We start from the raw sequence: 25,317 nt of genomic DNA, 5'->3' as shown, positions 1-25,317 counted from the left end.
GTGTTTTAATCTTGTTCCACTTTTGTTTTCTTAATGTATTCACTAGGTACTACACCAAATTCTTTTTTAAAACATTTAGAAAAATAGGAGGCGGTATTGAACCCCGTTCTGAACATAATTTCCTTTACGGAAAAATCGCTATTGTCCAGAAGTTGAATGGCTCGTTTTAATCGAATATTCCTTATGAACTCACTTGAAGACAAACCGGTAAGCTCCTTGAACTTTAGGTAAAGATTACTTCTACTATGCCCCATTTCCTTCACCAACATCTCTACATTAAAATCAGTATTCATCATATGTTTCTCTACCGTCTCAACCGCTTGCTGCAAAAACTTTTCATCTAATGAGGTTACGGTAACTTCTTTGGGCTGTAACGTAATTTCTTTCTTGAATCTTTTACGCAACTCTTCCCTATCTTTAAGAATATTGGCTACTTTAAGCTCTAGTACCTGTACATTAAACGGTTTTTTTAAATAGGCATCTGCTCCGTGTGACAAACCTTCTATCTCACTCTCTTGCGAAGTCTTGGCAGTCAACATTATTACCGGAATATGACTGGTGATATTGGTTGTTTTTATCATTTCACAGAACTCAATACCGCCCATTACCGGCATAACTACATCCGTGATTATAATATTGGGCAACACTTTTTTAGCTATCTCCATACCCCGTTCTCCATTATTGGCTTCAAAGACCGTGTAGGTTTTACCCATGACCTGTTTTATGAACTGTATGATATCAGGATTGTCATCTACAATAAGCAATACGGGGTTTTTAGATCTAACCTTAGATAAATTGTAATCTTCCAGTTCATCATTCAAATCTATTGCCAAGGACTCAGCTTCAGAAGATCTTACCAAATAATCATTATCGGTTATTTCTTTACAGCTGATATCTTCCGCATTTTCGTATGCTTGTTTATCCGTTGGTAGGGTCACTATAAAACAAGACCCTCCACCTTCATTATTTTCAACGGAAATACTGCCTAAGTGTAACTCTACCAAACTTTTGGTAAACGCAAGGCCTATACCTACACCTTTGGAATTTACTTTTTCGTTCTCTTTTTCCGTATAATACTTCTCAAAAATGATATTTTTCTTAACATCTGAAATACCCAGTCCGTTATCCTTTACTTTAATGATAACATTTTCTTTTTCTGTAGGTCCATTTTTGTCAACATCGATTTCTACTATAATCTCACCACCCTCAGGGGTAAATTTAAAGGCGTTGGACAAAAGATTGTTTATCACCTTTTCCAATGCATTATGATCGAACCAAGTTTTAAAATGCTCTTGACTTGAGACAATGTTGAACTTGACCGATTTTTTAAATGCCAATAACTGAAAGGGCTCCGCTACTTCCTTTATAAAAAATACAATATCCGTATGCCTAACAACAAGTGACATTTTACCTTGGTTGATTTTTCTAAAATCTAACAATTGGTTCACCAACCTTAAAAGGTAGTTGGTGTTCTTATGCATTAATTGATATTGCTCTTTCAGATTAGATGCCCCAATTTCTTCTTTATTGCTTAACAAATACTCCAAAGGAGCTTTGATCAAAGTAAGCGGGGTCTTGAACTCGTGCGAAATATTGGTGAAAAAATCAAGCTTTAAGGTTTGCAGTTCATCGTTTTTCTCTTTCTCCAAGTGTTCCAGTTCCAGTTGATGTTTTTTGGTATTACTAATTATGGTAAACCTCCATAAACCGGCCAAAAGAAGCAATAGTAAAAGGCCATAAATAATATATGCCACCGTAGTTCTGTAAATAGGCGGTCTAACAGTTAATTGTAAGGTGTACGGTGTATTATCCCAAAGGCCATCGTTATTGGATGATTTTACCTTTAAGGTATAATTACCAGGTTCAATGTTAGTATAAGTAGCAAACCTTTTGTCCGAACTTGTATATACCCAATCATTATCAAACCCTTCTAACTTATATGCGTATTGGTTCTTTCTTGGTGCAGAAAAATGTAAGGAAGAAAATTCAAATGAAAAGCTATTCTCGCTATACTCTAAGGTAATATCCTTTACCTCGGATATATTTTTCTCCAATAAAACCCTACCGTTTATCTCTTCGCCTACAGCTACCTCTTCGTTGAAAATAGATAGTTTGGTAACTACCGTTTCCGGTGCTGTTTTGTTATCATTTATTTCCCTTGGATAAAATGCGTTAAAACCGTTGATCCCGCCAAAAACTAATTCACCGTCTTTTCTTTTTAAAGAGGCCAATTCTTGAAACTCACTATCCTGCAAGCCGTCCGAGACATCAAAATTCTTAAAGATTTCTTGTTCAGTATCAAACATGGACAGTCCTTTATTGGTAGAAACCCATAAATGACCTTGTTCATCTTCTAGAATTGCCTTTATTACATTGTTAGGCAAACCTTGGGCTATACTATAGTTCTTGAACGTCGCTTCTTCACCATTTTCCCCTGGTATAAGTTTATTTAATCCACCACCAAAAGTACCTATCCAAAGCTCTCCTTTTCTATTTTCAAAAAGTGATAAAATATAATTGTGGCTTAATGAACTTGGATCATCTTCATCCTTTTTGTAATTTTTGAATTTTGGGTGTTCTTTATATTTTTCGGTAATAGTTAGCTGACTAAGTCCATCTCCCGTTGCAATCCAAATATTCCCTTTACTATCTTCATAAATATTTCTTACAATATTGTTGGCCAAGGAGTTAACATCACTGGTATTTTCCTTAAAATTCTGCTTTGAATACCTTCCATCCGGATTTTTTATCCATCGGTACAAACCACCTGAATAGGTACCTATCCATAAGTTATCTTGAGAATCGTTCAAGAGACTGAATACACTTCTGTGAATACCTTCTAGTCTAGTAATTTTAGGAGTGTTGTCTTTAGGATTTGTAATATCTATTTTAAACAAGTACGGATGACTTTGACCGCCCGCCAAAAGAAATTTTCTATTTTTTATGGTAATCTCTTCAAGGGCAAAAACTTTTCTTAATTCATTAGTTGAAGTAAATGCGGCATATTTCTCTTTATCAGATTCACCTTTATTTAAACCACCACCTTCTGTACCTACCCAAAATGTACCGTTACTATCCTCAAAAATTGATCTTATTTTATCATAACTAAGACTGTTCTCTTTTAAATTGCGCTTAACGTGTTTAAACTTTTTTCTGTTTGGATCAAACTTGTTTACTCCGCCACCATTGGTACCAACCCATAAAATACCCGTTCTATCTATGAACAAAGAGGTAATAATATTTTTGCTAATGCTATTTTTAACTTCTGGCTTATAGCTGAAGGTTTTTATTAACCGGGGTTGCTTTAAGCTAGAAGAATTATCAAAATATAACAGTCCATTATCAGTACCGGCCCAAATGTGGTTCATATCATCAAAAGCCAAAGACGTAAAGTTTCCTTCTCTTATTTTTATAAATTTTTGTTCCTTATCATTATTTTGGACAAACAACCCCTGCCCTGTTCCAACAATATATTTGTTATATCTGTCTTGCGCTATTACACCTACCGATTCTGTACCAAAACCGATTTCATCACTAATCAGTTTAAAATAGGATTTGCCACCAGCGTCAAGTTTTAGCTGATATATTCCTAAATGACCGCCCAAAAGTATCTCGCCATCAGAATTTTCATATATAGAATTGATTACACTACCATCTTGTCGCTCATCGGTGTCCTTGATAACAAACTTGAACTTTTCAAACTTTACACTATCCACAGATACCGAGAGGTCAACCATGTTCACATCTTCTTTAGTAGCTATCCATAATCTATTTTTGCTATCGATGTATAATCGCGTTATATAATTGTTAGAAATACTATAGTCGTCTTCTTTATTGAATTTAAATTGTTTGAAAGTCTCCTTCTTTTTATCATAATAAAATAATCCATCACCAGTACTACCAATCCACAGATTACCATTTTGATCGCCTGTCATGGCGTAAATAAGATTACTATTTATGTTCGTGCTTTTTTGATCAGGTTTAAAAACGGCGAAAGAATACCCGTCATATCTATTTAATCCATCGTGTGTACCAAACCACATATAACCGTATGAATCTTGATATATACAGTTCACATCACTTTGCGAAAGACCATCGTCCGTGCCTATTTGTTCAAAATAGAAGTTTTCTTGACCTTGTGCCAAAAGACCGAATAATAAAGCGACAAGTACGAGATATGATTTCATATTTACGGAAACTATTAGTGCCTTAACCACTTCTGCATACAATTTATTTTTAATATCAAAAGCTAAAATTGGGAGAATATTCATGAACTATAAAAATGATAAAGTTTACTTTAAGACACTGAACGATATGATTTCATATGTAGAAGATATGGTTTAAATAATAATAATTCAATAACCATTTATCATTCTAATATATGTTGATATCAATAACTTACATATTTAAATGTAAACTAAAGAATTTTATGAATACTACATATGCGTACTATGCAACTATCATTAGGGAAGAAATAGTACCATGTAATCATTGAATTCTTAAACCATTACAGAGAACTATAACATTAAAAAATCAGCATAGACAAGAGCTATCCATATACCGTTTTAAAAAAATTGACACTAAAACTTTAAAAAGACTTCTTAGGCAATTTATGGAAAAACCTGAAAAAAATGGCTTTCTTTCATTATTACGCATTTAAAAGAATAGCAGTGGCCTACTAACAGAAAACAAGCAAAGAATCTATTAAAAGAAACTACTTACTTTATGCTTTGGCGCATTAACCCTTCTTGTGCTACAGAAGCTACCAATACCCCTTTTCGGTCATAAACACTACCTCTAGCAAAACCTCTAGAATTAGATGCGCTAGGGCTATCCATACTATAAAGCAGCCATTTGGTGATATCAAAATCTCTATGAAACCATATGGCATGGTCCAGACTTGCGTAAAAAGTTTCCCCTTTGTTCAACTGCTCGCGGTGTGGCAAGGTTGCCGTTGTCAGCAAATTATAATCAGACGCATAGGCCAAAAGTTGTTGCTGCATGGGTAAACTAATTTCAGAAGTGTCAGAGGTTTTAAGCCAGGTGTTAAAAAAAGGAGAACCGTTTTCAACTAACTGAGTGGTGAATTTTTCTACTGGCTTAAATTTGAAAACCCTAGGTTGTATTGCTTTAAGTCTTTTATAAGCCAATGGATGCAACTCTTTTATCTCTTCTACTTGTTCTAAACTTGTTGTTAATTTCTCCGGTGGAATTAAATTGGGCATAGGAAATTGATGGCTGACCCCATCGGCTTTTACCTGAAAAGATGCCGCCATATTAAAAATAGCCACTCCGTTTTGTTTCGCTACTACCCTTCTTGTAGTAAAGCTGCCTCCATTTCGTATAGTATCTACCTCATACCTAATAGGATATCTTAAATCTCCACCTAAAATAAAATAGCCATGTAAAGAATGGGCAATACGATCTTTGGGTACGGTTTGATATGCCGCATGTAAAGATTGTGCAAGTACCTGACCACCAAATACCCTTCCCCAAGGTGCCTGATAATTCTCCCCTTCAAAAATGGTCTCATCAATTTTATTCAGAGTTATCAACTCTATTAATTCCTTTATTGTCTGCATGGCTACTAACTAATTGTAAGTGGAACAATTTAGGTATAAAAAAAACAAAAGTTGCCGGTAAATCCTATTCCACTTTAAAAATTGTCTTGAAATACCGAGCCTAAAATTTTAAAATTTGCAGCATACTTTTATTTTTTTTGGTTCGTATATAAATTAGTAGATCTCTAACCTGCACTATACCAATGCCATGTACAAAAGTAACGTTAACTTCAAGTTTGTGCATTACAATCCAATGCCCTATAATATCATGACGGCAACATTAGCTGCAAAATAAATTTCACAAAATTCGTCACGTATTTCTATAGTTTATGGTCTAAAGGTATATTGTAAGTTGAAAAACAGTTGCTTAAGTAAATTTTATAGAATTGATTACAATTAATATGACTTCAACTGTTCTTTATAAATTTCTTAATGGAACAAAATTGTTATATTTATAAGGTCCCAAAGGTATAAATAGGTAATGACTAAATCTGTTCCCATAAATTATTTACAAAATCTTAAAAATAAAATTCTTTCATATACAGATGTTGATGAAATCCAATTGAACCATTGGTTACAATTTTATCATGAAATAAGGGTAAAAAAAGGGGAAACCTTAATTTCTCCCGGTCAGATGGTAGACAAGTTTTATTATGTTGCAAAGGGATGTATCTATTATTACAAGCTAGAAGAAGGTGAGCAAAAAGTTCTTGAATTCTATACGGATGATGTCTTCTTTACAGATTTACCTGCCTATGTAAAAGAAACCCCTTCAAAATATTACCTTAAAGCTTCTGAAAATACTATCGTCTATGCCATATCCAAATCGGACGGTGAAAATTCGTTTAAAAAATCTCACCAGTTGGAGCGGTTTGGGCGCTTGTCAATGCAAGAGGCCTTTATGAAAATTTTTACACGGGTAGAAAGATTAAGTAATAGAACCAACGAAGAACGATATCTGCGATTATTAGAAAAACGACCAGATCTGCTCCAAAGGGTTCCCCAGTATTTAATTGCCTCATATCTAGGACTAACTCCAGTAGGTCTTTCCAAAATCAGAAAAAGAATAAGCACTTCTTTATAATTCTTTAAAATAACCAAACACTTAACACTTTATTATTTTGTTACCAATTAAATTATTATAATCTCAAAATTTTAACTTTTTACTATCTATTTATTAAACTGGTTTAATCAATTTCATATGATTTAATTCTAAATTGTCTTTCGATAATTTCTAAGATAAAATTCAATATGGCAAACCAATATGTAGATTTAGAAACCCTTAAATTTTTATTATATAAGGTACATAATGTACAGGAAGTACTTGAACAAGAGCGCTACTCAGAATATGATAAAGAGTCAATAGAAATGTTATTGAACTCGGTTAAGGATTTTGCTGACAAAGAAATGTTTCCCTACTTCAGGGAAATGGATGAAAACCCCGCACATTTTAAGGACGGTGAAATAATAGTACATCCTCAAGTAAACAAATACATGAAAGCTGCGGGAGAAATGGGTTTTATTTCAGGCTCGTTCTCTATTGAAGATGGTGGTATGCAATTGCCTCAAATGGTTTTAAACGCTTCTGCTTTCATACAAGAAGCTGCCAATAACTATTTACCAGGTTATGTTGGTCTAACGGTGGGATCCGCAGAATTGATTACACATTTTGGCAACAAAAATTTGAACGAAACATATGTGCCTAAAATGTTAGAAGGAACATGGGGCGGTACTATGTGTCTAACAGAACCGCAAGCAGGTAGTTCCCTATCGGATATTACTACATCGGCCACGCCAGATGGGGATTCTTATAAAATTCATGGACAAAAAATCTTTATCTCTGGTGGAGATTACGTTGGTGCAGAGAATATTGTACATCTAGTTTTGGCGAGAATAAAAGGTGCACCCGCAGGTACCAAAGGAATTTCACTTTTTGTAGTGCCAAAAAGAAGGCCTACAGAAGATGGAGGTTTAACGGCGAACGATGTTACCACAGTTGCGGATTTTCAAAAAATGGGACAACGAGGGTATTGTACTACGCACTTATTTTTTGGAGATAAAGAAGATTGCAAAGGTTGGTTGGTAGGCGAACCCCATCAAGGTCTTAAATATATGTTCCTAATGATGAACGGTGCAAGAATTGGTGTTGGTAGAGGCGCCGCGGCCATTGCAACCGCAGCTTACCAAGCTTCATTGAATTATGCCAATGAAAGACCGCAAGGCCGTAAATTGACCAGTACCGGAAAAAAAGATGCAAACCAGGAACAAACTTTAATCATAAACCATCCAGATGTACGACGCATGTTATTGCTACAAAAAGCGGTATCCGAAGGATCTTTAAGCCTCATTTTTTTAGCAGCAAAATATCATGATCTTTCTTTGGCCGCTACAAGTAAAGAAGAACGTGAGAAATATAGACTTTTACTTGAAATAATGACTCCGGTTGTAAAAACATATCCATCTGAAATGGGAAAAACGGCCGTAGATAACGGTGTTCAAGTATTAGGAGGATATGGTTTCTGTTCTGATTATATTTTGCAACAATATTTAAGGGATATTAGAATTTTTGCACTGTACGAAGGCACAACGGGTATTCAATCACAAGATCTATTAGGCAGAAAAATTACTATGAACAATGGGGAAGCTTTGAAATTACTTTCGGCGGAAATTAAAAATTCTATTGAAGCCAGTATGACCCATGAATCTTTAGTGCCCTTCGCCAAAAAATTGGCAAGTAAATTAGAGTTGACACAAGAGGTGCTGCAATCTCTTATGGGTTTTGCCATGAAAGGAGATTATGAGCGCTTTTTGGCAGATGCAACCCCGTTTATGGAATTTTTCAGTACTATTCTAATAAGTTGGTTATGGTTAGATATTGCAAATGAAGCTACCAATGCACTAGTGACTGGCAATAAGACAAATAGTGTCGCATTTTATGAAAGCAAGATACATACCATGCAATTTTTCTTTAAGTATGAACTTCCAAAAACCACAGGTTTGGCAGAAATTTTAATGGATAACAAAACGGCACTGACCATAGGTACCGACAAAGAGGTACTTGCTTAACATACCATAACGATCACAAATGTGAGAATAGCTGTAGAAGTACCTATTATAGATACTTCTACAGCTAATATTAAACATATCTAACAAGAAGAACCAATATTATAAAATGAGTATAAAAAAAAGATTTGATCTTTCTGGAAAAGTAGCTATTATAACAGGATCTAGTAAAGGTATAGGACTTTCAATTGCCAGAGGGCTAGCAGAAAACGGAGCTAAAGTGGTTATCAGTAGCCGTAAGCAAGATGCCGTAGATGCCATTGCTAAAGAATTCAATGAAGCAGGTTTAGAAGCTATAGGTATTGCATGTCATATTGGTGAAGCAGATCAGCGCGAAGCACTAATAGCTAAAACTATAGATAGCTATGGCAGAATAGATATTTTGGTGAACAATGCAGCAATCAACCCCTATTACGGACCATTGGAAGCTTCAGATGAAGAAATTTTTGACAAGATCATGAATGTTAATGTCAAAGCTCCCTGGATTCTTTCAAATTTGGCCCAACCCCACATGAAAACACAAGGCGGCGGCAGTATCATCAATATTTCTTCCGTTGAAGGTGTGCATCCAGGATTTAACCTTGGCCTGTACAGCGTTACCAAATCGGCAATGATCATGTTATCTAAAAACCAAGCGAAGGAATGGGGCAAACATGGAATACGTTCCAATGCGGTTTGTCCGGGACTGGTAAAAACAAAACTTAGCGAAGCCCTATGGTCCAACGAAAAAATGGTTGCCGGTTATACCGGTATCGTACCACTAAAAAGAATAGCTGAACCAGATGAACTGGCTGGCGTTGTAATGCTTCTAGCTTCAGATGCAGGTTCGTATATGACGGGCGGTGTGTATACCGTTGACGGTGGTTACTTGATTTCCGGATAGGTGAAAACTCATTATTAAGTTGATAAAAGAAAAAGCTAATGAATTTTGAACACAGTGAAAAAGCAATAGCATTACAGCAAAAAGTACAAGCCTTTGTTGATGAACACATTCTTCCGGTGGAAGCTGAGGTTGATGCTTTTCATCACCATCCGGATAATGCTTGGAAAAAATGGCCAGGATTAGAAGGCTTAAAGCAAAAAGCAAAAGATGCTGGTTTATGGAATTTATTTCTACCAAAAGCTTACGGTGATCTAAGTGCAGGGTTGACCAATTTGGAATATGCACCGTTGGCCGAAATTATGGGCCGCACCATATGGCTTCCTGAAATATTTAATTGTAACGCTCCTGATACGGGCAATATGGAAGTGCTTGCCAAGTACGGTAATCCTACCCAGCAAAAAAAGTGGCTACAACCTTTAATGAACGGCGATATACGTTCCGCATTTTTAATGACCGAACCAGAGGTTGCTTCTTCTGATGCAACCAATATAGAAACCTCTATTGTTGCCGACGGCGATGAATATGTTATTAACGGTAGAAAATGGTGGTCATCTGGCGCAATGGACCCCAATTGCAAGATCAGTATTGTCATGGGAAAAACAGATTTTAATGCTCCAAGACACCAACAACAGAGTATGATTTTAGTGCCAATGGATACACCGGGCCTAAAAATCATAAGACATTTACCGGTTTTTGGATATTCTGACTCCCCTGAAGGTCATGCAGAAATTCTTTTGGAAAATGTTCGCGTACCAAAAGAAAATCTATTAGTAGGCGAAGGCCAAGGTTTTGCCATTGCCCAAGGTAGATTGGGACCAGGTAGAATACACCATTGTATGCGCCTTATTGGTATGGCACAAAAGTCTCTTGAAATTATGGCAGAGCGCACCACACAGCGTAAACCTTTTGGCAGAACCTTGGACACTTATAGTAGTGTACGCCAAGATATTGCCAGTTCTGCGTGTGAAATTGAGCAAACCCGTTTATTGGTATTGTCGGCAGCGGATAAAATGGACAGACTTGGAAATAAAGAAGCAAAAGATTTAATCGCAATGATTAAAATTGTTACTCCAAAAATGACGCTTAAAGTCATAGATAGGGCAATTCAGATTTTAGGCGGATTAGGAGTAAGCAACGACACTCCTTTAGCACACTTTTACGCAGCGGCAAGAACTTTAAGGTTAGCAGATGGACCTGATGAGGTGCATATGAGTCAACTTGGTAAAAATGTCATAAAAAGATATGCCAAATAAATAGAAGGATAATCAAAATTTAAAAGCTTCCCTCCTACTGGGGAAAGAACATTACAATATGAATATAAAACCGGTTAGAAAAGGTGAAGAATTACAAGAAATTAATCTTAGGAAATTTCTTCTTGAGCACAACTTAATTGCAGATAGCAAAAGTACACTTCAAGTAGAACAATTTGCCAATGGTTTTTCTAATCTTACTTATTTATTGAAAATTGAAAATAAGGAATACGTCTTACGTCGACCTCCATTTGCCGCACCAAAACGAGGACATGATATGAGTCGAGAATACAAGGTTATTTCAAACTTAAATACCCTATTCGATAAAACCCCTAAAGCATATACATATACTGAAGACACTACAATTATTGGAGCCCCATTTTACATCATGAGTAAAGTAAAAGGGATTATCCTGACTGCTAAAGAAGCACATAAATTACAAATTACTCCACTAGAGTTTAAGACCATTTCCAATACCTGGCTAGATTCTTTTGTAGCTTTTCACGCTATAGATTATAAATCAGCAGGATTAGAAAACTTGGGACGCCCTGAAGGTTATGTGGAGCGACAAGTAACCAATTGGAGCAAACAATACGTAGCTGCCGCAACAGATGATGTCCCTACTGCCGGGAAAGTAATGAAATGGATGGCAGAAAATCAACCCAAAACATATGATCACACTTTAATACACAATGATTTTAAATATGACAATGTGGTTTTCAAGGACAATAGCTGGAAAGAAATTGCAGCTATTCTAGATTGGGAAATGTGTACCCTTGGTGATCCTTTAATGGACCTAGGTACTTCTTTGGGCTATTGGACTACGTACGCAGATCCAGATTTCATGAAGCAAGGCCTACAGTCTCCAACGGTTATGGAAGGCAATCCTCTTCGTGCAAAAATCGTACAGCAGTATGCAGTAAAAAGTGGACGAAATGTAGATAACCTAATTTTTTATTATGCCTACGGATTGTTCAAAATTGCCGTAATCGCACAGCAAATTTACTATCGCTATAAACATGGACACACGAGCGATCCAAAGTTCGCTCAACTGAACAAAGCATCTGAGCTATGCTGTAAAACCGCGTGGGAAGCGATACAAAAGAAACAAATAGACAATTTATTTTAGAGAAGTTGAAAACAACATACCATAAAACAATCAACAAAGAACAGTTAAAAGCCCTTTCGCTATTACCTGCAGACAAACCTGTAGTAATGATGAACTTGCTAAAATTCAAAGATACGGTTGCAGAAACCGGATTATCCGGAACGGAATCTTATAAAGGCTACATGAAAGCTGCAATGCCCTTTTTTATAAAAGCCAATGCTGAAATTCTTTATTTAGGAAAACCTCAACGAACATTGATCGGACCAGAGAGTGAAGCTTTATGGGACAAAATATTACTTGTAAAATATAAAACTCCCGTTGATTTTTTGGAAATGATTACGGCAAAAGGCTATCCTACTCACTTAAGAGATAAAGCTTTGTTAGACTCAAGGTTGATTCAATGTAATTAAAATTCAAAAAAAAAAAATCAAATAAACCTAAGGCAATAAAAATACAATAGATGAATTTAGAAGATAAAGTAGTAATCATTACAGGTGGTGGAAGCGGTATAGGTGCTGCAGCGGCCAAACTTTTAGGTGAGCGAAAAGCAACTGTAGTAGTTTCGGACATCGACCTCGAAAATGCACAAAAAACTGCTGAAGAAATAAAGTCCAACGGTGGTAACGCAATTGCCCTAAAAACCGATGTAACCAAATTTGATGAAGTTCAAAATTTAATATCACAAACGGTCTTAAATTATGACCGCGTAGATGTAATGGTGAATAATGCCGGTATTGGAGGTAAAAATCTTTTGAAAACTGCCGAGCACACCCATGAAGATTGGCACCATGTCATTGCCGTAAACCAGACCGGGGTATTCTATTGTATGCAAGTAGCGCTTAAACAGATGACCAAACAAGGCCAAGGCAACATTGTCAATATAGCCTCCTTGGCCGGACTCAAAGCTTCTGGCAACAATCTGTCTTACAGCGCCAGCAAATTTGCCGTTGTAGGCATGACAAAATCTGCCGCACTGGAGTATGGCAGTAAAAATATTCGCATCAATGCAGTTTGCCCGGGCTATACACATTCTGCATTATTGGACCAATTACTTAGTTCTAGACCAGATATGGGAGATTTGCTAAAAAGGATGGTTCCCATGAAAAGATTTGGTGAGGCCGAAGAAATTGCAGAAGGTATTTGCTATCTGGCTTCTGACAATTCAAAATTCATGACAGGACAAACATTAACATTAGACGGAGGAACTTCCTTATAAATAATATGAAAACATTAAAAATTACATACAAAAACGAGTACGCCATTGTACAAATGAACCGTGGAAAAGTAAATGCTATAAATGCTGAAATGGTGGCAGAATTGCGAGAAACTTTTAAGTCTATAGCAGCAAATGATGAGGTAAAAGGTGTAATACTATTCGGTCAACCTAATTACTTTTCCGCAGGTTTAGACTTAATAGAACTTTTTCAATATGACAAAAATCAAATAGAAGATTTCTTTGCAGCGTTCGGTACATTATACTTAGAACTGGTACAATTTAAAAAGCCTTTTATTTCTGCAATTACCGGTTATTCTCCTGCCGGCGGATGTGTATTGGCAGTTGCCAGTGATAATCGTTACATGGCCAACGGAGATAAATTTGTCATAGGTCTTAATGAGGTTGCCGTAAACATTCAAATTAGTCAAAACCTAACAGAAGTTTATGCTTTTTGGATGGGTGATGGTTTGGCTAGCAGATATATTTTAGAAGGTAAACTATTGACCGGAAAAGAAGCAGTGTCCGCTGGTCTGGTAGATGAATTGGTTCCCTTGGAAAATGTTTTGGAGCGTGCAGAAAAGCAAATGCGCCTGTACATGAAAGCTGACCAACAAATTTGGATGAATACCAAGGCCAAAGTTAGAAAACACCTTCTTGAAAAATTGGATAATAATGGTCAAAACTCTTTAAAAGAAGCCGCTGAACTTTGGTGGAAACCAGAGATACGTTCCAAAATGAAGGCTTATGTTGAAAGCTTTACCAACAAGAAAAAATAACTAGAATATTAGTAGAAAGCTATAAGCTAAAGACAGGTTTAGAACCTACATAAAAAATTAAACTCATGAACAAACAATTATTATTTGTAAAAAGACCCACTGGTGATGCCGATGCTTCAACATGGTCGTTAACGACCAATCCTATTCCAAAAATAAATGAAGGTGAAGTTTTAATTCAGCAGCATTATGTTTCATTAGACCCTGCAATGCGTGGCTGGATGAACGATGCCAAATCATACATACCACCTATGGAAATCAATTCGGTAATGCGAGCCGGTTCCGTTGGTCAGGTAATAGAAGCCAACAATCACCCTATTTTTAAAGTTGGCGACTACGTTGCCGGTTACGCAGGCGTACAACAATATATTGCTACAAAAGCAGATGGCTATTATAAAGTAGACCCAAAGCTGGCACCATTACCTACATATATTGGCACTTTAGGTATGCCGGGCATGACAGCTTATTTTGGTATTACCGAAGTGGGCAAATTAAAAGAAGGTGATATTGTTTTAGTTTCTGGCGCAGCTGGTGCCGTGGGCAGTATTGTTGGGCAAGTTGCCAAAATAAAAGGATGTAAAGTAGTAGGTATTGCAGGTGGTGCAGAGAAGTGCAAATATGTTGTTGATGAATTGGGTTTTGATGCGTGTATAGATTATAAAAATGAAAACGTAAAGGACCGGCTAAAAGAAGAATGCCCTAAAGGTCTGGACATCTATTTTGATAATGTTGGTGGAGAAATATTGGATGCCGCCTTAGGTAGATTACGTATGAACGCTAGAATTGTTATTTGCGGAGCAATTTCCCAATACAATAATAAGACCGCGATAAAAGGTCCAAGCAACTATCTATCGCTATTGGTCAATAGGGCGAGCATGACGGGCATGGTCGTTTTTGACTATGCGGACAGATACGCTGAAGGAGCCAAAATCTTAGGTGGCTGGATGTCGCAAGGAAAACTAAAAAGCAAAGAGGACATTTATGAGGGAATTGAAAATTTTCCGGAAACTTACAGCCGTCTTTTCTCTGGTGACAAAATGGGAAAATTGGTTTTAAAAATTATAGAGGATTAAGAAGTACATAGCGCAAATTTAGCTATACAACCAATCTTATGTTATCGTTCAGTAGCTAATAATGCATTTTTTCTGTCCACCTAAAAACTAAAGATTAAAAACTTACAAATGAAAGCTATACGATGTAAAAAATTTGGTCCTCCGTCCTCTTTGGTATTGGAAGATGTAGACAATTTAAACCCCAAAGCTAAAGAGGTTTTAGTAGAAGTAAAAGCATGTGGCTTAAATTTTCCAGATACTTTGATTATCCAAGGTTTATATCAGTTTAAACCAGAGCTGCCCTTTACCCCTGGAAGTGATGTGGCCGGTGTCGTTAAAAAAATTGGCGAGGATGTTTCCCATTTAAAAGTGGGTCAAGAAGTATTTGGCTTTGTAGCCCATGGAGGCTTGGCAGAAGAAGTACTCATACCTTCAAATGCATGTTTCCCAAAACCTCCACAAATGGATTTCCCTACAGCCGCTTCTTTCTTAATGGCCTATGGTACATCATATCACGCATTAAAGGACAGGGGTAATTTAAGTAAAGGCGAAACACTTTTGGTTCTAGGCGCCTCTGGAGGTGTTGGTTTGGCAGCTGTTGAACTTGGTAAACTTATGGGCGCCAAAGTAATTGCAGCAGCCTCCACCCATGAAAAACTGGCTTTATGTAAAGAATATGGAGCAGACGAAACCATAAATTATACTTCTCAAGACCTTAAAGCATCTATAAAAGAATTTACAGGTGGTAAAGGCGTTGATGTTATATATGACCCAGTAGGAGGAATATATTCAGAACCAGCTTTTAGAGGTATAGCCCGAAATGGCAGATATTTAGTAGTAGGTTTTGCAGCTGGCGATATTCCTAAGATTCCGCTTAACCTTCCTTTACTTAAAGAAGCTGCAATAGTTGGAGTTTTTTGGGGTGCCTTTGCCATGAAAGATAGTAAAGCTAATATGCAGAATACTATGATTTTAATGAAATGGCATGCAGAAGGTAAACTAAAACCACATATTCATGCTATTTACAATTTGAAGGATACCGCCACGGCTCTTGAAGAAATGACCGATAGAAAGGTAAGAGGTAAATTGATCGTTACCATATAATCAGCTAAGGAAATTATAAACATAACGCTGTCAACTTTACGTCAGTAATAAATAATTAGAATTTAGAAATAGAACAATATGAGATTAGAAAACAAAATAGCAGTAGTAACAGGTGGCTCTAGAGGTATAGGACAGGCAATTTCTGAACTATTTGCAAAAGAAGGCGCTACCGTAATTATAGTTGACCTTTTACCAGAAGGGCAAGCAGTTGCAGACAGTATTAATTCTAGTGGTGGTAAGGCAGAGTTTCACTCGGTATCCGTAACCGAAAAATCAGCTATAGAAACCTTATTTGCCGCTATTAACGATAAGTACGGAAAATTGGATATCCTGATCAATAATGCCGGAATTACACGGGACAAAACTCTTGAAAAAATGAGCGAAGAGGAGTTTGACTCTGTCGTAAACGTAAACTTAAAAGGTGTCTTTTTGTGCACCCAAGCTGCAGCACCATATATGAAAGCAAACAAATATGGGCGAATTGTTAGTGCCGCTTCTAATGTAGGTCTACGTGGAAACTTTGGGCAAACAAATTATGCAGCTACCAAAGCAGGTGTAATAGCCATGTCAAAAACTTGGACTATGGAACTTGGTAAGCATGGCATTACCGCGAATGCAATCGCTCCAGGTTTTACCATGACAGATATGGTTGCCAAAATACCTAAGGAGCACTTTGCAGCAATAGAAGCAAGTATACCGTTAAAAACCGTTGCTCAGCCTATAGACATTGCCTATGGATATTTATACCTGGCATCGGACGAGGCTAGGTTTGTTTCGGGAACATGTTTAACCATAGATGGTGGAACTTCAAGATAAAAACATGGCAAAATTAGAGATAGAAGATTTTGAGGCATTTAGAGCACTAGAGGGCAAATCTTTGCCCGAAGGTAATTGGATAACCGTTTCCCAAGAAATGATCAATGATTTTGCAAAAGCAACTGGGGACCACCAATGGATTCATGTAGATGTTGAAAAGGCAAGAAAGCATTCCCCTTTTAAAAAACCTGTAGCACATGGCTTTATGTCCGTATCCATGCTTTCTAAACTACTAGAGGACCTTATTAAGATCAAGTCCGTAAAAATGGGCGTTAATTATGGTTTAAACAAAGTTCGTTTTCCAAGTCCTGTGTTAGTTGACAGTCGCTTAAGATTAGTAGGTAGTATTGCCCATATAGAAGAATATGGTGACAAAGGCCTAAAAGTAATATGGAACTGTACCGTAGAAATCGAAGGTAATGACAAACCGGCCTGTGTAGCAGAATTTATTAGCCTAATGTTCTCATAAGCACCTAATTATCATAGTTATGTAAGTAGAATCTGATTGAATTTTTTCGTATTTTAAACTAGTAAAACAAACAGAAGCAATGACCAGACTTTTTGACCTTTTATACCATCAACTTGAAAATTATCCTTTAGAAAAATCCATAAACGGTAGAGATGATGCTGGTATATGGAAATCGTATAGTTCACAGCAAGTTAAAGAGGCCGCCGAAAGTATGGCATCTGGACTTTTGCACCTTGGCCTTAAGCCTGGCGATAAAGTTGCATTGGTAGTTTATAAAAATAGACCGGAATGGATGATTTTGGATTTTGCCATGCAAATGGCCGGCATTATAAGTATTCCCTTATACCCAACCATAAGTGTTGGCGAATATGAATATATTTTAAATGAGGCAGAGGTAAAAATAGCTTTCTGCGGTGCCGGGGATTTATATACCAAGCTAAAAGCGTCACAGGAAAATGTAGCGACTTTAAAGCAGATATACACATTGGATAAGCAAGATGACAAACCTTATTGGGAAAATGTTTTTAATGATTCGCACAAGAATGAGATAGAAAAAATTAAAAACGCTACAACGGCCGAAGATTTAGCTACCATTATCTATACCTCTGGTACTACAGGAAATCCAAAAGGTGTAATGTTGTCACACAAAAACATAATGCATATTGTTTTAAATACTTCTCCACATTTACAGGCAAAATCTGGCGAAAATGTACTTAGTTTTTTACCCCTATGCCATATATATGAGCGCGCAGTGTCCTTTGTATATTATTATAAAAGCGCTAAAATTTTCTTTGCAGGTACAGATAATCTAAGTGGCCCCGAGGGCGATTTAGCAGCTGTTAAACCTGCTACATTCACTACGGTTCCAAGATTGTTAGAGAAAATTTACGAAGCTATTTATAATAAAGGCCTAGCCTTAGATGGCGTAAAAAAGAAGCTATTCTTTTGGGCATTGGCATTGACCGATGATTATGAATTGAATCAAAAACTATCCTTTACCTCTAAACTAAAATGGAAAATTGCGGATAAACTCATCTTCTCTAAATGGCGCGATGCACTTGGCGGAAATTTAAAAGCCGTAATTACCGGAGCGGCACCATGTCCTGTAAAAATTATGCGTGTTTTTTGCGCCGCAGGAATTCCTATTAGAGAAGGGTACGGCCTAACGGAAACTTCACCTACCTTAAGCGTGAATACCATGGGTCCAGATGGTGCACTATTAGGTTCCGCAGGTCCACTTATTAATGGTATTGACATAGTGATCGATAAAGAAGGAGGGGATTATAGAGAAGGAGAAGGTGAGATTTTAGCACATGGACCAAGTGTAATGATGGGTTACTACAAGAAACCAGACGTGAATGCCCAAGTTTTTTGCCAAATTAATGGCAAACGCTATTTTAGAACCGGCGATATTGGTACTTTGTTAAAAGGACCAACGGGACGTGAATTTTTAAAAATAACGGATAGAAAGAAGGAACTACTTAAAACTTCAGGCGGTAAATACGTAGCACCTGCACCTATAGAAAATAGAATAAAAGAAGAATTTTTAGTGGAACAGATGATGGTAATTGGAGATAAGCAAAAATTTGTCTCTGCTTTAATAGTACCTGCTGTAGAAGCTTTAAAAAGCTACTGCCATAAAAAAGATATTATATGGACAAGTTTAGATGACATTATAAAGCACCCCAAAGTAATTAAACGCTACCAAAAGATTATTGACAAATACAACCCAGAATTTAGTCATGTAGAACAAATTAAGAAGTTTAAACTTATTTCCCGAGAATGGCTCCCGGTACATACAGATGGTGCAGCTGCAGAGCTAACACCTACTCTAAAATTAAAACGTAGGGTCATTAGAGAGAAGTTCAGTACCGAAATTTTGGATATTTATGCCGAATAATAAAAATCGATATAGAATACTTTGGCAAGAGCTTTAAAGTAAAATACCTCAGGGCAAGCCCATGAAGCAAACAAAGTGAACAAACTTTTAAATTTGAGGCAAGCCTCGGGGGAATTATACCCTTTGGCTGCGCCAATAAAACTAGTTCACAAATTTAATTATGGAGTTGATTAAATGAGTGTATCATAATCATTACCATAATTCCTTACAAGAAGAAGCTGAAATTTTAGTTTTATAAGATCTGGACTTATTGCGATTTCTTATTACATCTACCAGCTATTTTTGTAGATTTCATAAACCCTTAAAAAGAAAAAACCCTCGTAAATCTTATGATTTACGAGGGTAATTAAAATTGGTCGGGGTGGCAGGATTCGAACCTGCGACCTCCGCGTCCCAAACGCGGCGCGATAACCGGGCTACGCTACACCCCGAATTGGTTATCAAAAAATATGTCTCTCAACATATTGTTGCGGAGAGACAGGGATTCGAACCCTGGGTAAGTGTTTCCACCTACGACGATTTAGCAAACCGCTCCTTTCGGCCACTCAGGCACCTCTCCAGTAATTCTTCAATGAACTGTTGCTCTAAATAGCGGATGCAAATGTAGTAAGTATTACTGATTATACACAACTATTTTTAATGTTTTTTTTCAATAAAAAAATACATCCCTGTTACTCAGGATATTCCACACGCAAATGATAAATATTTATTAGCTTTTGCTTGAATATTTTCTTTATCGTTTCAATTTCTTTGAACGTAATGTCTGCATTTAAAAATTGGTTTGCCTTCATCTGACCAGAAATTATTTTGTCAACAAACTCATCAATAATTAAAAAAGTTGGGTTCTTTAAACTTTTAGATGCCGCTTCAACAGAATCTGCCATCATAAGAATAGCGGTCTCCCTAGAAAATGGCAACGGACCGGGGTACCTAAAATCTTCTTCATTTACCTCTTCTTCCAATTCTTTCTGTTTCTTATAAAAATAAAATACCAACGTGGTACCATGATGAGATCGTATAAAATCTATTACACGGTCAGGTACATTGTTCTTTCTAGCTATTTCTATTCCTTTAATGACATGATCAATTATAATACGGGCACTGTCCTTAGGCGTAAGTTCATCATGCGGATTAACATTGGTCACCTGGTTCTCTGTAAAGTACGTAGGGTCGTTCATTTTGCCAATATCATGATACAATGCCCCTACCCTTACCAGCATTGCATTTGCACCAATTTCATTAGCGGCGGCTTCAGCTAAATTGGCCACCTGTAACGAATGATGAAAAGTTCCCGGTGCTCTGTTCGATAATTCCTTTAAAAGCTTTGAATTTGTATCTGACAATTCCAATAACGACACATCTGACACCAGCCCAAAAACCTTCTCATAAATGTAGATCAATGGCTGTACAAAAAGGGTAATCATACCATTTAAAAGAAAAAGTCCCAATGTGTACCATTCAATATCGCTTAAATCTCCCTCATGTATGGTATGAAAAGCTAAATACCCAACAATATAAATAAGAGTAATTTGACCCACACTAACAAAAAGATTTGCTCTTTTGTACAATTCCGATACAGTCAAAATAGTAACGATACCTGTGATAATTTGGAGAAATATATACTCAAAACTATTAGGCACTACAAAACCTAAGATCAGAATGGTCAATACATGTACAAATAGCCCCAATCTGGCATCAAAGAACGTTTTTAAAATAAGCGGAAGTATACATAGCGGTACAACAAATACCAGTTGATCATTGTACTTTATAACCATGGTGGTAATGAATACCATCAAGAGAATATTGAAAAATATAAAAGTGACCTTTACATTATTTTCGTATACCGTTCTCCTATATTTTTTCAAGAACAAGAAAAGCATAATTAGCACTAAAGCAACTAGCACCGTATACCCAATTAGTATATAATAATAGTTATTGGCAGTCCATAGTTCAGATTCATACTCGGACTTTAAAGATTCTAATATTTTTAGATTTTCAGCCTCTACGACTTCTCCCTTGGCAATAATCAATCTACCTTGATCAACAGTACCTCTTGTATAGGATAATTTGGACAAAGCTTCTGCTCTGGCTTTTTGTGTAAGACTATTATCAAAACTTACATTTGGCGAAATAATATCAAAGAACAAAGCCTGTATTTCTTTCTCAAATTCAAATAGGTTGTTCTCGGAGAGCACCTTACTCACCAAACTGGTAATTTCATTTACCCTATAAAAATCTGAAACCCTTACTTTTCTTGCTTCATTGTCCTTTACCAAATAAATAAAGTTACGCTGAATTTGTTTTCCATTGTTTTGTAAAATGCCCTTGGCATAGACAGAATCTAGCACTATCTTGGAATAATACTTTAAACGAGTTTTCTGGTTTTCACTAAGAACGCTTTGCCTCCATATATCCTGAAACTTCTCCTCAAACTCTTCTTCTACCCTATTTACTTCAGCTTGATCATATCTATAGTAGGGTAACTGATTACTTTCAATAACCTGTTTTTCTTTCTCAATTTCTGCATTGGTTTTTTGAATTGAAAAATCAAAGGGTGCATACAAGTTTTCGAACTGCCAAGGTTTCCCTTTTTGAAATTCGTATTTAAACTTCCCTCCCTTAGGCAAGAAAAACACTATAAATGCCACCGCTGCAAAATAGAGTATATACTTGAAAATGAGCGATTGCTGTTTGTAAAGATTATCCAAAAGAAAATTTATTAGGTTCTTCAAAAATAGAAAATTATAAACTGATAACTAGTAATTTAACCGATATCCCTTGGGTTGCTATAGAATTTAGTAATTTCGTGTAATCAAATAATATAAAACATGAAAGAAGTCGTTATTGTATCAGCCGTTAGAACTCCAATAGGTAGTTTCATGGGTGGATTATCAACAGTTACCGCTCCAAAATTAGGGGCGATCGCTATTGTAGGCGCATTAAAAAAAATAAACTTATCCCCAACTTTAGTCGATGAAGTTATAATGGGAAATGTAGTACAAGCAGGCACAGGTCAAGCACCTGCCAGACAAGCCGCTATATATGCCGGCATACCAAATACAGTACCTTGTACTACCATTAATAAAGTATGTGCCTCGGGCATGAAATCCGTAATGCAAGGGGCACAGGCAATTGCTCTAGGCGATGCAGATGTAGTTATTGCCGGCGGCATGGAAAACATGAGCTTAATACCACATTATGTTCATATGAGAACCGGTACAAAATTTGGTCCCACTTCTTTGATAGACGGTATGCAAAAGGACGGTCTTGTAGATGCATATGATGAAAATGCCATGGGAGTATGTGCAGATGCATGTGCTACTAAATATGAATTCAGCAGAGAAGATCAAGATGCTTACGCTATTCAATCTTACAAAAGATCTGCAGATGCATGGGAAAATGGCAAATTTGATAATGAAGTTATACCCGTTGCCGTACCACAAAGACGCGGAGAACCTAAAATGATTACAAAAGACGAGGAATTCAGTAATGTATTTATTGAAAAAATTCCAAATTTAAGACCCGCATTTTCAAAAGACGGAACAGTTACCGCTGCCAATGCATCTACCATAAACGATGGTGCCGCTGCATTAATATTAATGAGCAAGGAAAAGGCGGAAGAACTAAGTTTAAAACCACTGGCTACAATTAAAAGTTATGCCGATGCCGCACACGAACCCGAATGGTTTACCACGGCCCCAGCTAAAGCACTGCCTAAAGCCTTGGCAAAGGCAAACCTTAAATTAGAAGAAATAGACTTTTTTGAATTTAACGAAGCCTTTTCAGTTGTTGGTCTTGCGAATATGAAAATATTGGGCTTGAACGATAAAAATGTGAACGTAAATGGTGGCGCTGTATCTTTGGGGCACCCGTTAGGTTGTTCTGGCGCACGTATTTTAATTACACTTTTGAACGTTTTGGAACAAAACAATGCTACATTAGGTGCTGCCGCAATATGTAATGGCGGTGGTGGTGCTTCCGCTATAATTATTGAAAAAGCTTAAGCGCATAAAATAATTCTATGCAATACGGTATTTGTCAATTAAGCATTGTTCCTGTAAGAAGCTCAGCCGATGAGGTATCTGAACTAATTACCCAACTTTTGTTCGGTGAACATTACAAGGTGTTGGAAAGCAGAAAAAACTGGTCTAGAATTAAGACTATTGCAGATAAATGTGAAGGGTGGATATTAAACAGCCAACTAAACTTTATAGCAGAAGACGAGTTTACCACCATACAAGCAAACCAAACAAAAAACCATGTTGCAGAATTAATATCGTTTGTTGAAGATTCCAATCAAATTTTAACCCCAATTTTAATTGGCTCCTGCATACCGAATACACCATCAATGCCAGTAAATTTTAATGGCACCGCAATCAGCAAACCTCAAATAAAGGAAAGCCTTGTTAAAATAGCGTTGCTATACCTAAACTCCCCTGAATTAAAAGGAGGTAAATCTCCTTTCGGTATTGATAGTGCCGGTTTTACGCAAATGGTCTATAAAATAAATGGTTATCATCTTTTAAGGACGGCAGAGGAACAATCTACACAAGGCTCTGCTTTGAGTTTTGTTGAAGAAAGCGAAGCGGGAGACTTAGCTTTTTTTGACAATGCCAGCGGAGAAATTGATCATGTAGGCATCATAATGAATGACAACTACATTATTCATGTTAACGGTAAGGTTAGAATAGACCGTCTTGATCATACAGGCATCTTCAATAATGACCTTAGAACCTATACCCATAAATTGCGGGTCATTAAAAAGGTAGTATAAAAAAAGGCCCTTAAAAGGGCCTTTAATTTTTATTGACGAGCTAGGGATTATTCTCCTAACATCTTCTTCATTTTCATGAAGTTTTCATTGTCACCCATTGCTCCGTAAATATTCTTTAGCTGGGTCATGATATTTTCGTTATCAGGGCTGCTCTTTAACGCATCTTCCAATACATCTGCACCTTGCTTGAACAAACCATCTTTTTTCTCTTTCAACTCATCATATCTAGCAATATCCGCTCTAGAGTTACCTAATGAATTCATTTCATCAATTAACTTGTTACCTTCATTTACATATGTAGTAGAAAGGTTTAAATAAGCATTCGTATATTCAGGGTTAAGCTCAATTGCCTTTTTATAAGATACACGTGCATCTTCGTAATTCTCCTGCTCCATACTAATTACACCAACGTTGTAATGTAAATCTGGATTGTCCGGAGCCAATGCAATTGCCTGAGCCATTAATTCCTTGAACTTATCTTTATTTCCTTGATTAAAGTATAGATTAGCTTCGTTCAAAATTAAGTTTACATCTTCTGGATCATTCTGTCTAGCAGCTTGATAAGCCTCTAAAGCCTTTTCATCTTGACCTAATTGTGTGTAGATCAATGCAGTGTTCTTAACGATCTCAGCTTTTTTGGATGGTGTTTTTTCATCTACAGGATTTGAATATGTACCTGACTTAACCATAAGGTCGCGCTGAACTTTATCCATTTCTTCAACTTCACCAGTTGCCGCATTGGTAGCCTTATAAACCATACCACCACCATCATAACCAACTTCTTGTAGTTTATTATAATAATCAAGCGCCATCTCGTAATGTCCACCGTTTACCGCACTACCTGCTGCATAATACAAGTAAGAAGTATCTTTTGGACTAAGCGTGTAGCTCATATACAATTTTTCAGCAGCTTCTTTAAATTTGTTGTTACCGTTATCGCTAACAGCAGAGTTTACCAGATCAGCGGTTAATGCCGCCATATATTGGTTAGTTTCTGCAGTATATTTCTGCTTACCTGAAGCCTCTTCTATTTCTACGACTTTCTTGAAAGAATTTGCCGCTTTTTCAAATGCATCGTTGTTTCCTTTTTTGGCAAGGTCATTATATATCTTACCTCTGGTAAAATAATATTGAGCTTGGGTCTTTTCGTCTGCAGCAGCAATTGTACCTGAAGCAGCCTCTAAGGCAGTTTGAGCAGCAGCAGCATCTCCACCTTTCAACGCCTTCTCTGCAGCCTTTATTTCATTTTTTTGAGCAAAACTGACCATTGTAAATGTCAGTGCCGCCACAAGTAATAACCTATTTTTCATTTTAATTATATTAATTATTAGTGTTTAAGATTTAATTT

Annotated in this window: 19 protein-coding genes and 2 tRNA genes; 15 read left to right on the top strand and 6 right to left on the bottom strand. The window is 36.7% G+C overall.

The window, feature by feature from the left end:
- Positions 1-5 precede the first annotated feature (5 nt).
- Positions 6-4,271 (bottom strand): hybrid sensor histidine kinase/response regulator transcription factor, encoded by a 4,266-nt coding sequence (locus PXC01_RS13185; RefSeq protein ID WP_276472754.1) that lies wholly within the window; start codon positions 4,269-4,271, stop codon positions 6-8.
- Between the two features lie 447 nt (positions 4,272-4,718).
- Positions 4,719-5,582 (bottom strand): acyl-CoA thioesterase, encoded by an 864-nt coding sequence (locus PXC01_RS13180; protein ID WP_276472753.1) that lies wholly within the window; start codon positions 5,580-5,582, stop codon positions 4,719-4,721.
- 460 nt (positions 5,583-6,042) lie between these two features.
- On the opposite strand from PXC01_RS13180, the gene PXC01_RS13175 reads away from it, so the two are divergent.
- The 13 genes from PXC01_RS13175 to PXC01_RS13115 all read left to right on the top strand — a co-directional run bounded on the left by PXC01_RS13175 (position 6,043) and on the right by PXC01_RS13115 (position 19,195).
- On the top strand, positions 6,043-6,645 hold the full coding sequence (locus PXC01_RS13175) for a Crp/Fnr family transcriptional regulator (protein WP_276472752.1): 603 nt from the start codon (positions 6,043-6,045) through the stop codon (positions 6,643-6,645).
- Between the two features lie 167 nt (positions 6,646-6,812).
- Entirely contained in the window at positions 6,813-8,627 is a 1,815-nt protein-coding gene (locus PXC01_RS13170) for an acyl-CoA dehydrogenase family protein (protein ID WP_276472751.1), read from the top strand.
- A gap of 106 nt (positions 8,628-8,733) precedes the next feature.
- Complete coding sequence (locus PXC01_RS13165; protein WP_276472750.1) at positions 8,734-9,507, top strand: glucose 1-dehydrogenase; 774 nt, start codon at positions 8,734-8,736, stop codon at positions 9,505-9,507.
- A 38-nt stretch (positions 9,508-9,545) separates the two neighbouring features.
- Positions 9,546-10,760, top strand: coding sequence for an acyl-CoA dehydrogenase family protein (locus PXC01_RS13160; protein WP_276472749.1), 1,215 nt, complete (start codon positions 9,546-9,548; stop codon positions 10,758-10,760).
- 58 nt (positions 10,761-10,818) lie between these two features.
- A complete protein-coding gene (locus PXC01_RS13155) occupies positions 10,819-11,886 on the top strand; it encodes a phosphotransferase family protein (protein WP_276472748.1) in 1,068 nt (355 codons plus the stop codon).
- Positions 11,844-12,275: a hypothetical protein gene (locus tag PXC01_RS13150; protein ID WP_276472967.1), complete on the top strand. Its 432-nt coding sequence runs from the start codon at positions 11,844-11,846 to the stop codon at positions 12,273-12,275. Before PXC01_RS13155 ends, PXC01_RS13150 begins: the two co-directional genes overlap by 43 nt.
- Positions 12,276-12,325: 50 nt before the next feature.
- The gene (locus PXC01_RS13145) at positions 12,326-13,081 is read left to right on the top strand and encodes an SDR family NAD(P)-dependent oxidoreductase (RefSeq protein ID WP_276472747.1); all 756 of its coding nucleotides are present in this window, start codon (positions 12,326-12,328) and stop codon (positions 13,079-13,081) included.
- Between the two features lie 5 nt (positions 13,082-13,086).
- Entirely contained in the window at positions 13,087-13,857 is a 771-nt protein-coding gene (locus PXC01_RS13140) for an enoyl-CoA hydratase/isomerase family protein (protein WP_276472746.1), read from the top strand.
- 65 nt (positions 13,858-13,922) lie between these two features.
- Positions 13,923-14,927, top strand: a complete 1,005-nt coding sequence (locus PXC01_RS13135; protein ID WP_276472745.1) for an NADP-dependent oxidoreductase — start codon at positions 13,923-13,925, stop codon at positions 14,925-14,927.
- 108 nt (positions 14,928-15,035) lie between these two features.
- Positions 15,036-16,010, top strand: coding sequence for an NADPH:quinone oxidoreductase family protein (locus PXC01_RS13130; RefSeq protein ID WP_276472744.1), 975 nt, complete (start codon positions 15,036-15,038; stop codon positions 16,008-16,010).
- 78 nt (positions 16,011-16,088) lie between these two features.
- Positions 16,089-16,826: an SDR family NAD(P)-dependent oxidoreductase gene (locus tag PXC01_RS13125; protein ID WP_276472743.1), complete on the top strand. Its 738-nt coding sequence runs from the start codon at positions 16,089-16,091 to the stop codon at positions 16,824-16,826.
- A gap of 4 nt (positions 16,827-16,830) precedes the next feature.
- Positions 16,831-17,295 (top strand): MaoC family dehydratase, encoded by a 465-nt coding sequence (locus PXC01_RS13120; RefSeq protein WP_276472742.1) that lies wholly within the window; start codon positions 16,831-16,833, stop codon positions 17,293-17,295.
- 79 nt (positions 17,296-17,374) lie between these two features.
- On the top strand, positions 17,375-19,195 hold the full coding sequence (locus PXC01_RS13115) for an AMP-dependent synthetase/ligase (protein ID WP_276472741.1): 1,821 nt from the start codon (positions 17,375-17,377) through the stop codon (positions 19,193-19,195).
- A gap of 353 nt (positions 19,196-19,548) precedes the next feature.
- Here PXC01_RS13115 and PXC01_RS13110 read toward each other — a convergent pair.
- The 3 genes from PXC01_RS13110 to PXC01_RS13100 form a co-directional block, all read right to left on the bottom strand.
- Positions 19,549-19,626, bottom strand: a tRNA-Pro gene (locus PXC01_RS13110).
- A 39-nt stretch (positions 19,627-19,665) separates the two neighbouring features.
- Positions 19,666-19,754: transfer RNA gene (locus PXC01_RS13105), tRNA-Ser, on the bottom strand.
- 112 nt (positions 19,755-19,866) lie between these two features.
- A complete protein-coding gene (locus PXC01_RS13100) occupies positions 19,867-21,927 on the bottom strand; it encodes an HD family phosphohydrolase (protein WP_420828592.1) in 2,061 nt (686 codons plus the stop codon).
- Positions 21,928-22,023: 96 nt separating this feature from the next.
- On the opposite strand from PXC01_RS13100, the gene PXC01_RS13095 reads away from it, so the two are divergent.
- Positions 22,024-23,199: an acetyl-CoA C-acyltransferase gene (locus PXC01_RS13095; RefSeq protein ID WP_276472740.1), complete on the top strand. Its 1,176-nt coding sequence runs from the start codon at positions 22,024-22,026 to the stop codon at positions 23,197-23,199.
- A gap of 17 nt (positions 23,200-23,216) precedes the next feature.
- Entirely contained in the window at positions 23,217-23,969 is a 753-nt protein-coding gene (locus tag PXC01_RS13090) for a C40 family peptidase (protein ID WP_276472739.1), read from the top strand.
- 47 nt (positions 23,970-24,016) lie between these two features.
- On the opposite strand, the gene PXC01_RS13085 is transcribed toward PXC01_RS13090, so the two are convergent.
- Positions 24,017-25,279 carry a tetratricopeptide repeat protein gene (locus PXC01_RS13085; protein WP_276472738.1) on the bottom strand — a complete coding sequence of 421 codons (1,263 nt, stop codon included), beginning with the start codon at positions 25,277-25,279 and terminating at the stop codon, positions 24,017-24,019.
- Positions 25,280-25,317 lie beyond the last annotated feature (38 nt).

This window comes from Maribacter huludaoensis (assembly GCF_029350945.1).
Taxonomy (GTDB): domain Bacteria; phylum Bacteroidota; class Bacteroidia; order Flavobacteriales; family Flavobacteriaceae; genus Maribacter; species Maribacter huludaoensis.
This window is presented reverse-complemented; position numbering and strand designations above follow the sequence as displayed.

Coding starts and splice junctions, on each gene's coding strand:
- PXC01_RS13085 (WP_276472738.1), bottom strand. CDS start 25,279: ATGAAAAATAGGTTATTACTTGTGGCGGCACTGACATTTACAATGGTC.
- PXC01_RS13165 (WP_276472750.1), top strand. CDS start 8,734: ATGAGTATAAAAAAAAGATTTGATCTTTCTGGAAAAGTAGCTATTATA.
- PXC01_RS13120 (WP_276472742.1), top strand. CDS start 16,831: ATGGCAAAATTAGAGATAGAAGATTTTGAGGCATTTAGAGCACTAGAG.
- PXC01_RS13170 (WP_276472751.1), top strand. CDS start 6,813: ATGGCAAACCAATATGTAGATTTAGAAACCCTTAAATTTTTATTATAT.
- PXC01_RS13090 (WP_276472739.1), top strand. CDS start 23,217: ATGCAATACGGTATTTGTCAATTAAGCATTGTTCCTGTAAGAAGCTCA.
- PXC01_RS13160 (WP_276472749.1), top strand. CDS start 9,546: ATGAATTTTGAACACAGTGAAAAAGCAATAGCATTACAGCAAAAAGTA.
- PXC01_RS13135 (WP_276472745.1), top strand. CDS start 13,923: ATGAACAAACAATTATTATTTGTAAAAAGACCCACTGGTGATGCCGAT.
- PXC01_RS13155 (WP_276472748.1), top strand. CDS start 10,819: ATGAATATAAAACCGGTTAGAAAAGGTGAAGAATTACAAGAAATTAAT.
- PXC01_RS13130 (WP_276472744.1), top strand. CDS start 15,036: ATGAAAGCTATACGATGTAAAAAATTTGGTCCTCCGTCCTCTTTGGTA.
- PXC01_RS13095 (WP_276472740.1), top strand. CDS start 22,024: ATGAAAGAAGTCGTTATTGTATCAGCCGTTAGAACTCCAATAGGTAGT.
- PXC01_RS13145 (WP_276472747.1), top strand. CDS start 12,326: ATGAATTTAGAAGATAAAGTAGTAATCATTACAGGTGGTGGAAGCGGT.
- PXC01_RS13115 (WP_276472741.1), top strand. CDS start 17,375: ATGACCAGACTTTTTGACCTTTTATACCATCAACTTGAAAATTATCCT.
- PXC01_RS13180 (WP_276472753.1), bottom strand. CDS start 5,582: ATGCAGACAATAAAGGAATTAATAGAGTTGATAACTCTGAATAAAATT.
- PXC01_RS13125 (WP_276472743.1), top strand. CDS start 16,089: ATGAGATTAGAAAACAAAATAGCAGTAGTAACAGGTGGCTCTAGAGGT.
- PXC01_RS13185 (WP_276472754.1), bottom strand. CDS start 4,271: ATGAATATTCTCCCAATTTTAGCTTTTGATATTAAAAATAAATTGTAT.
- PXC01_RS13175 (WP_276472752.1), top strand. CDS start 6,043: ATGACTAAATCTGTTCCCATAAATTATTTACAAAATCTTAAAAATAAA.
- PXC01_RS13140 (WP_276472746.1), top strand. CDS start 13,087: ATGAAAACATTAAAAATTACATACAAAAACGAGTACGCCATTGTACAA.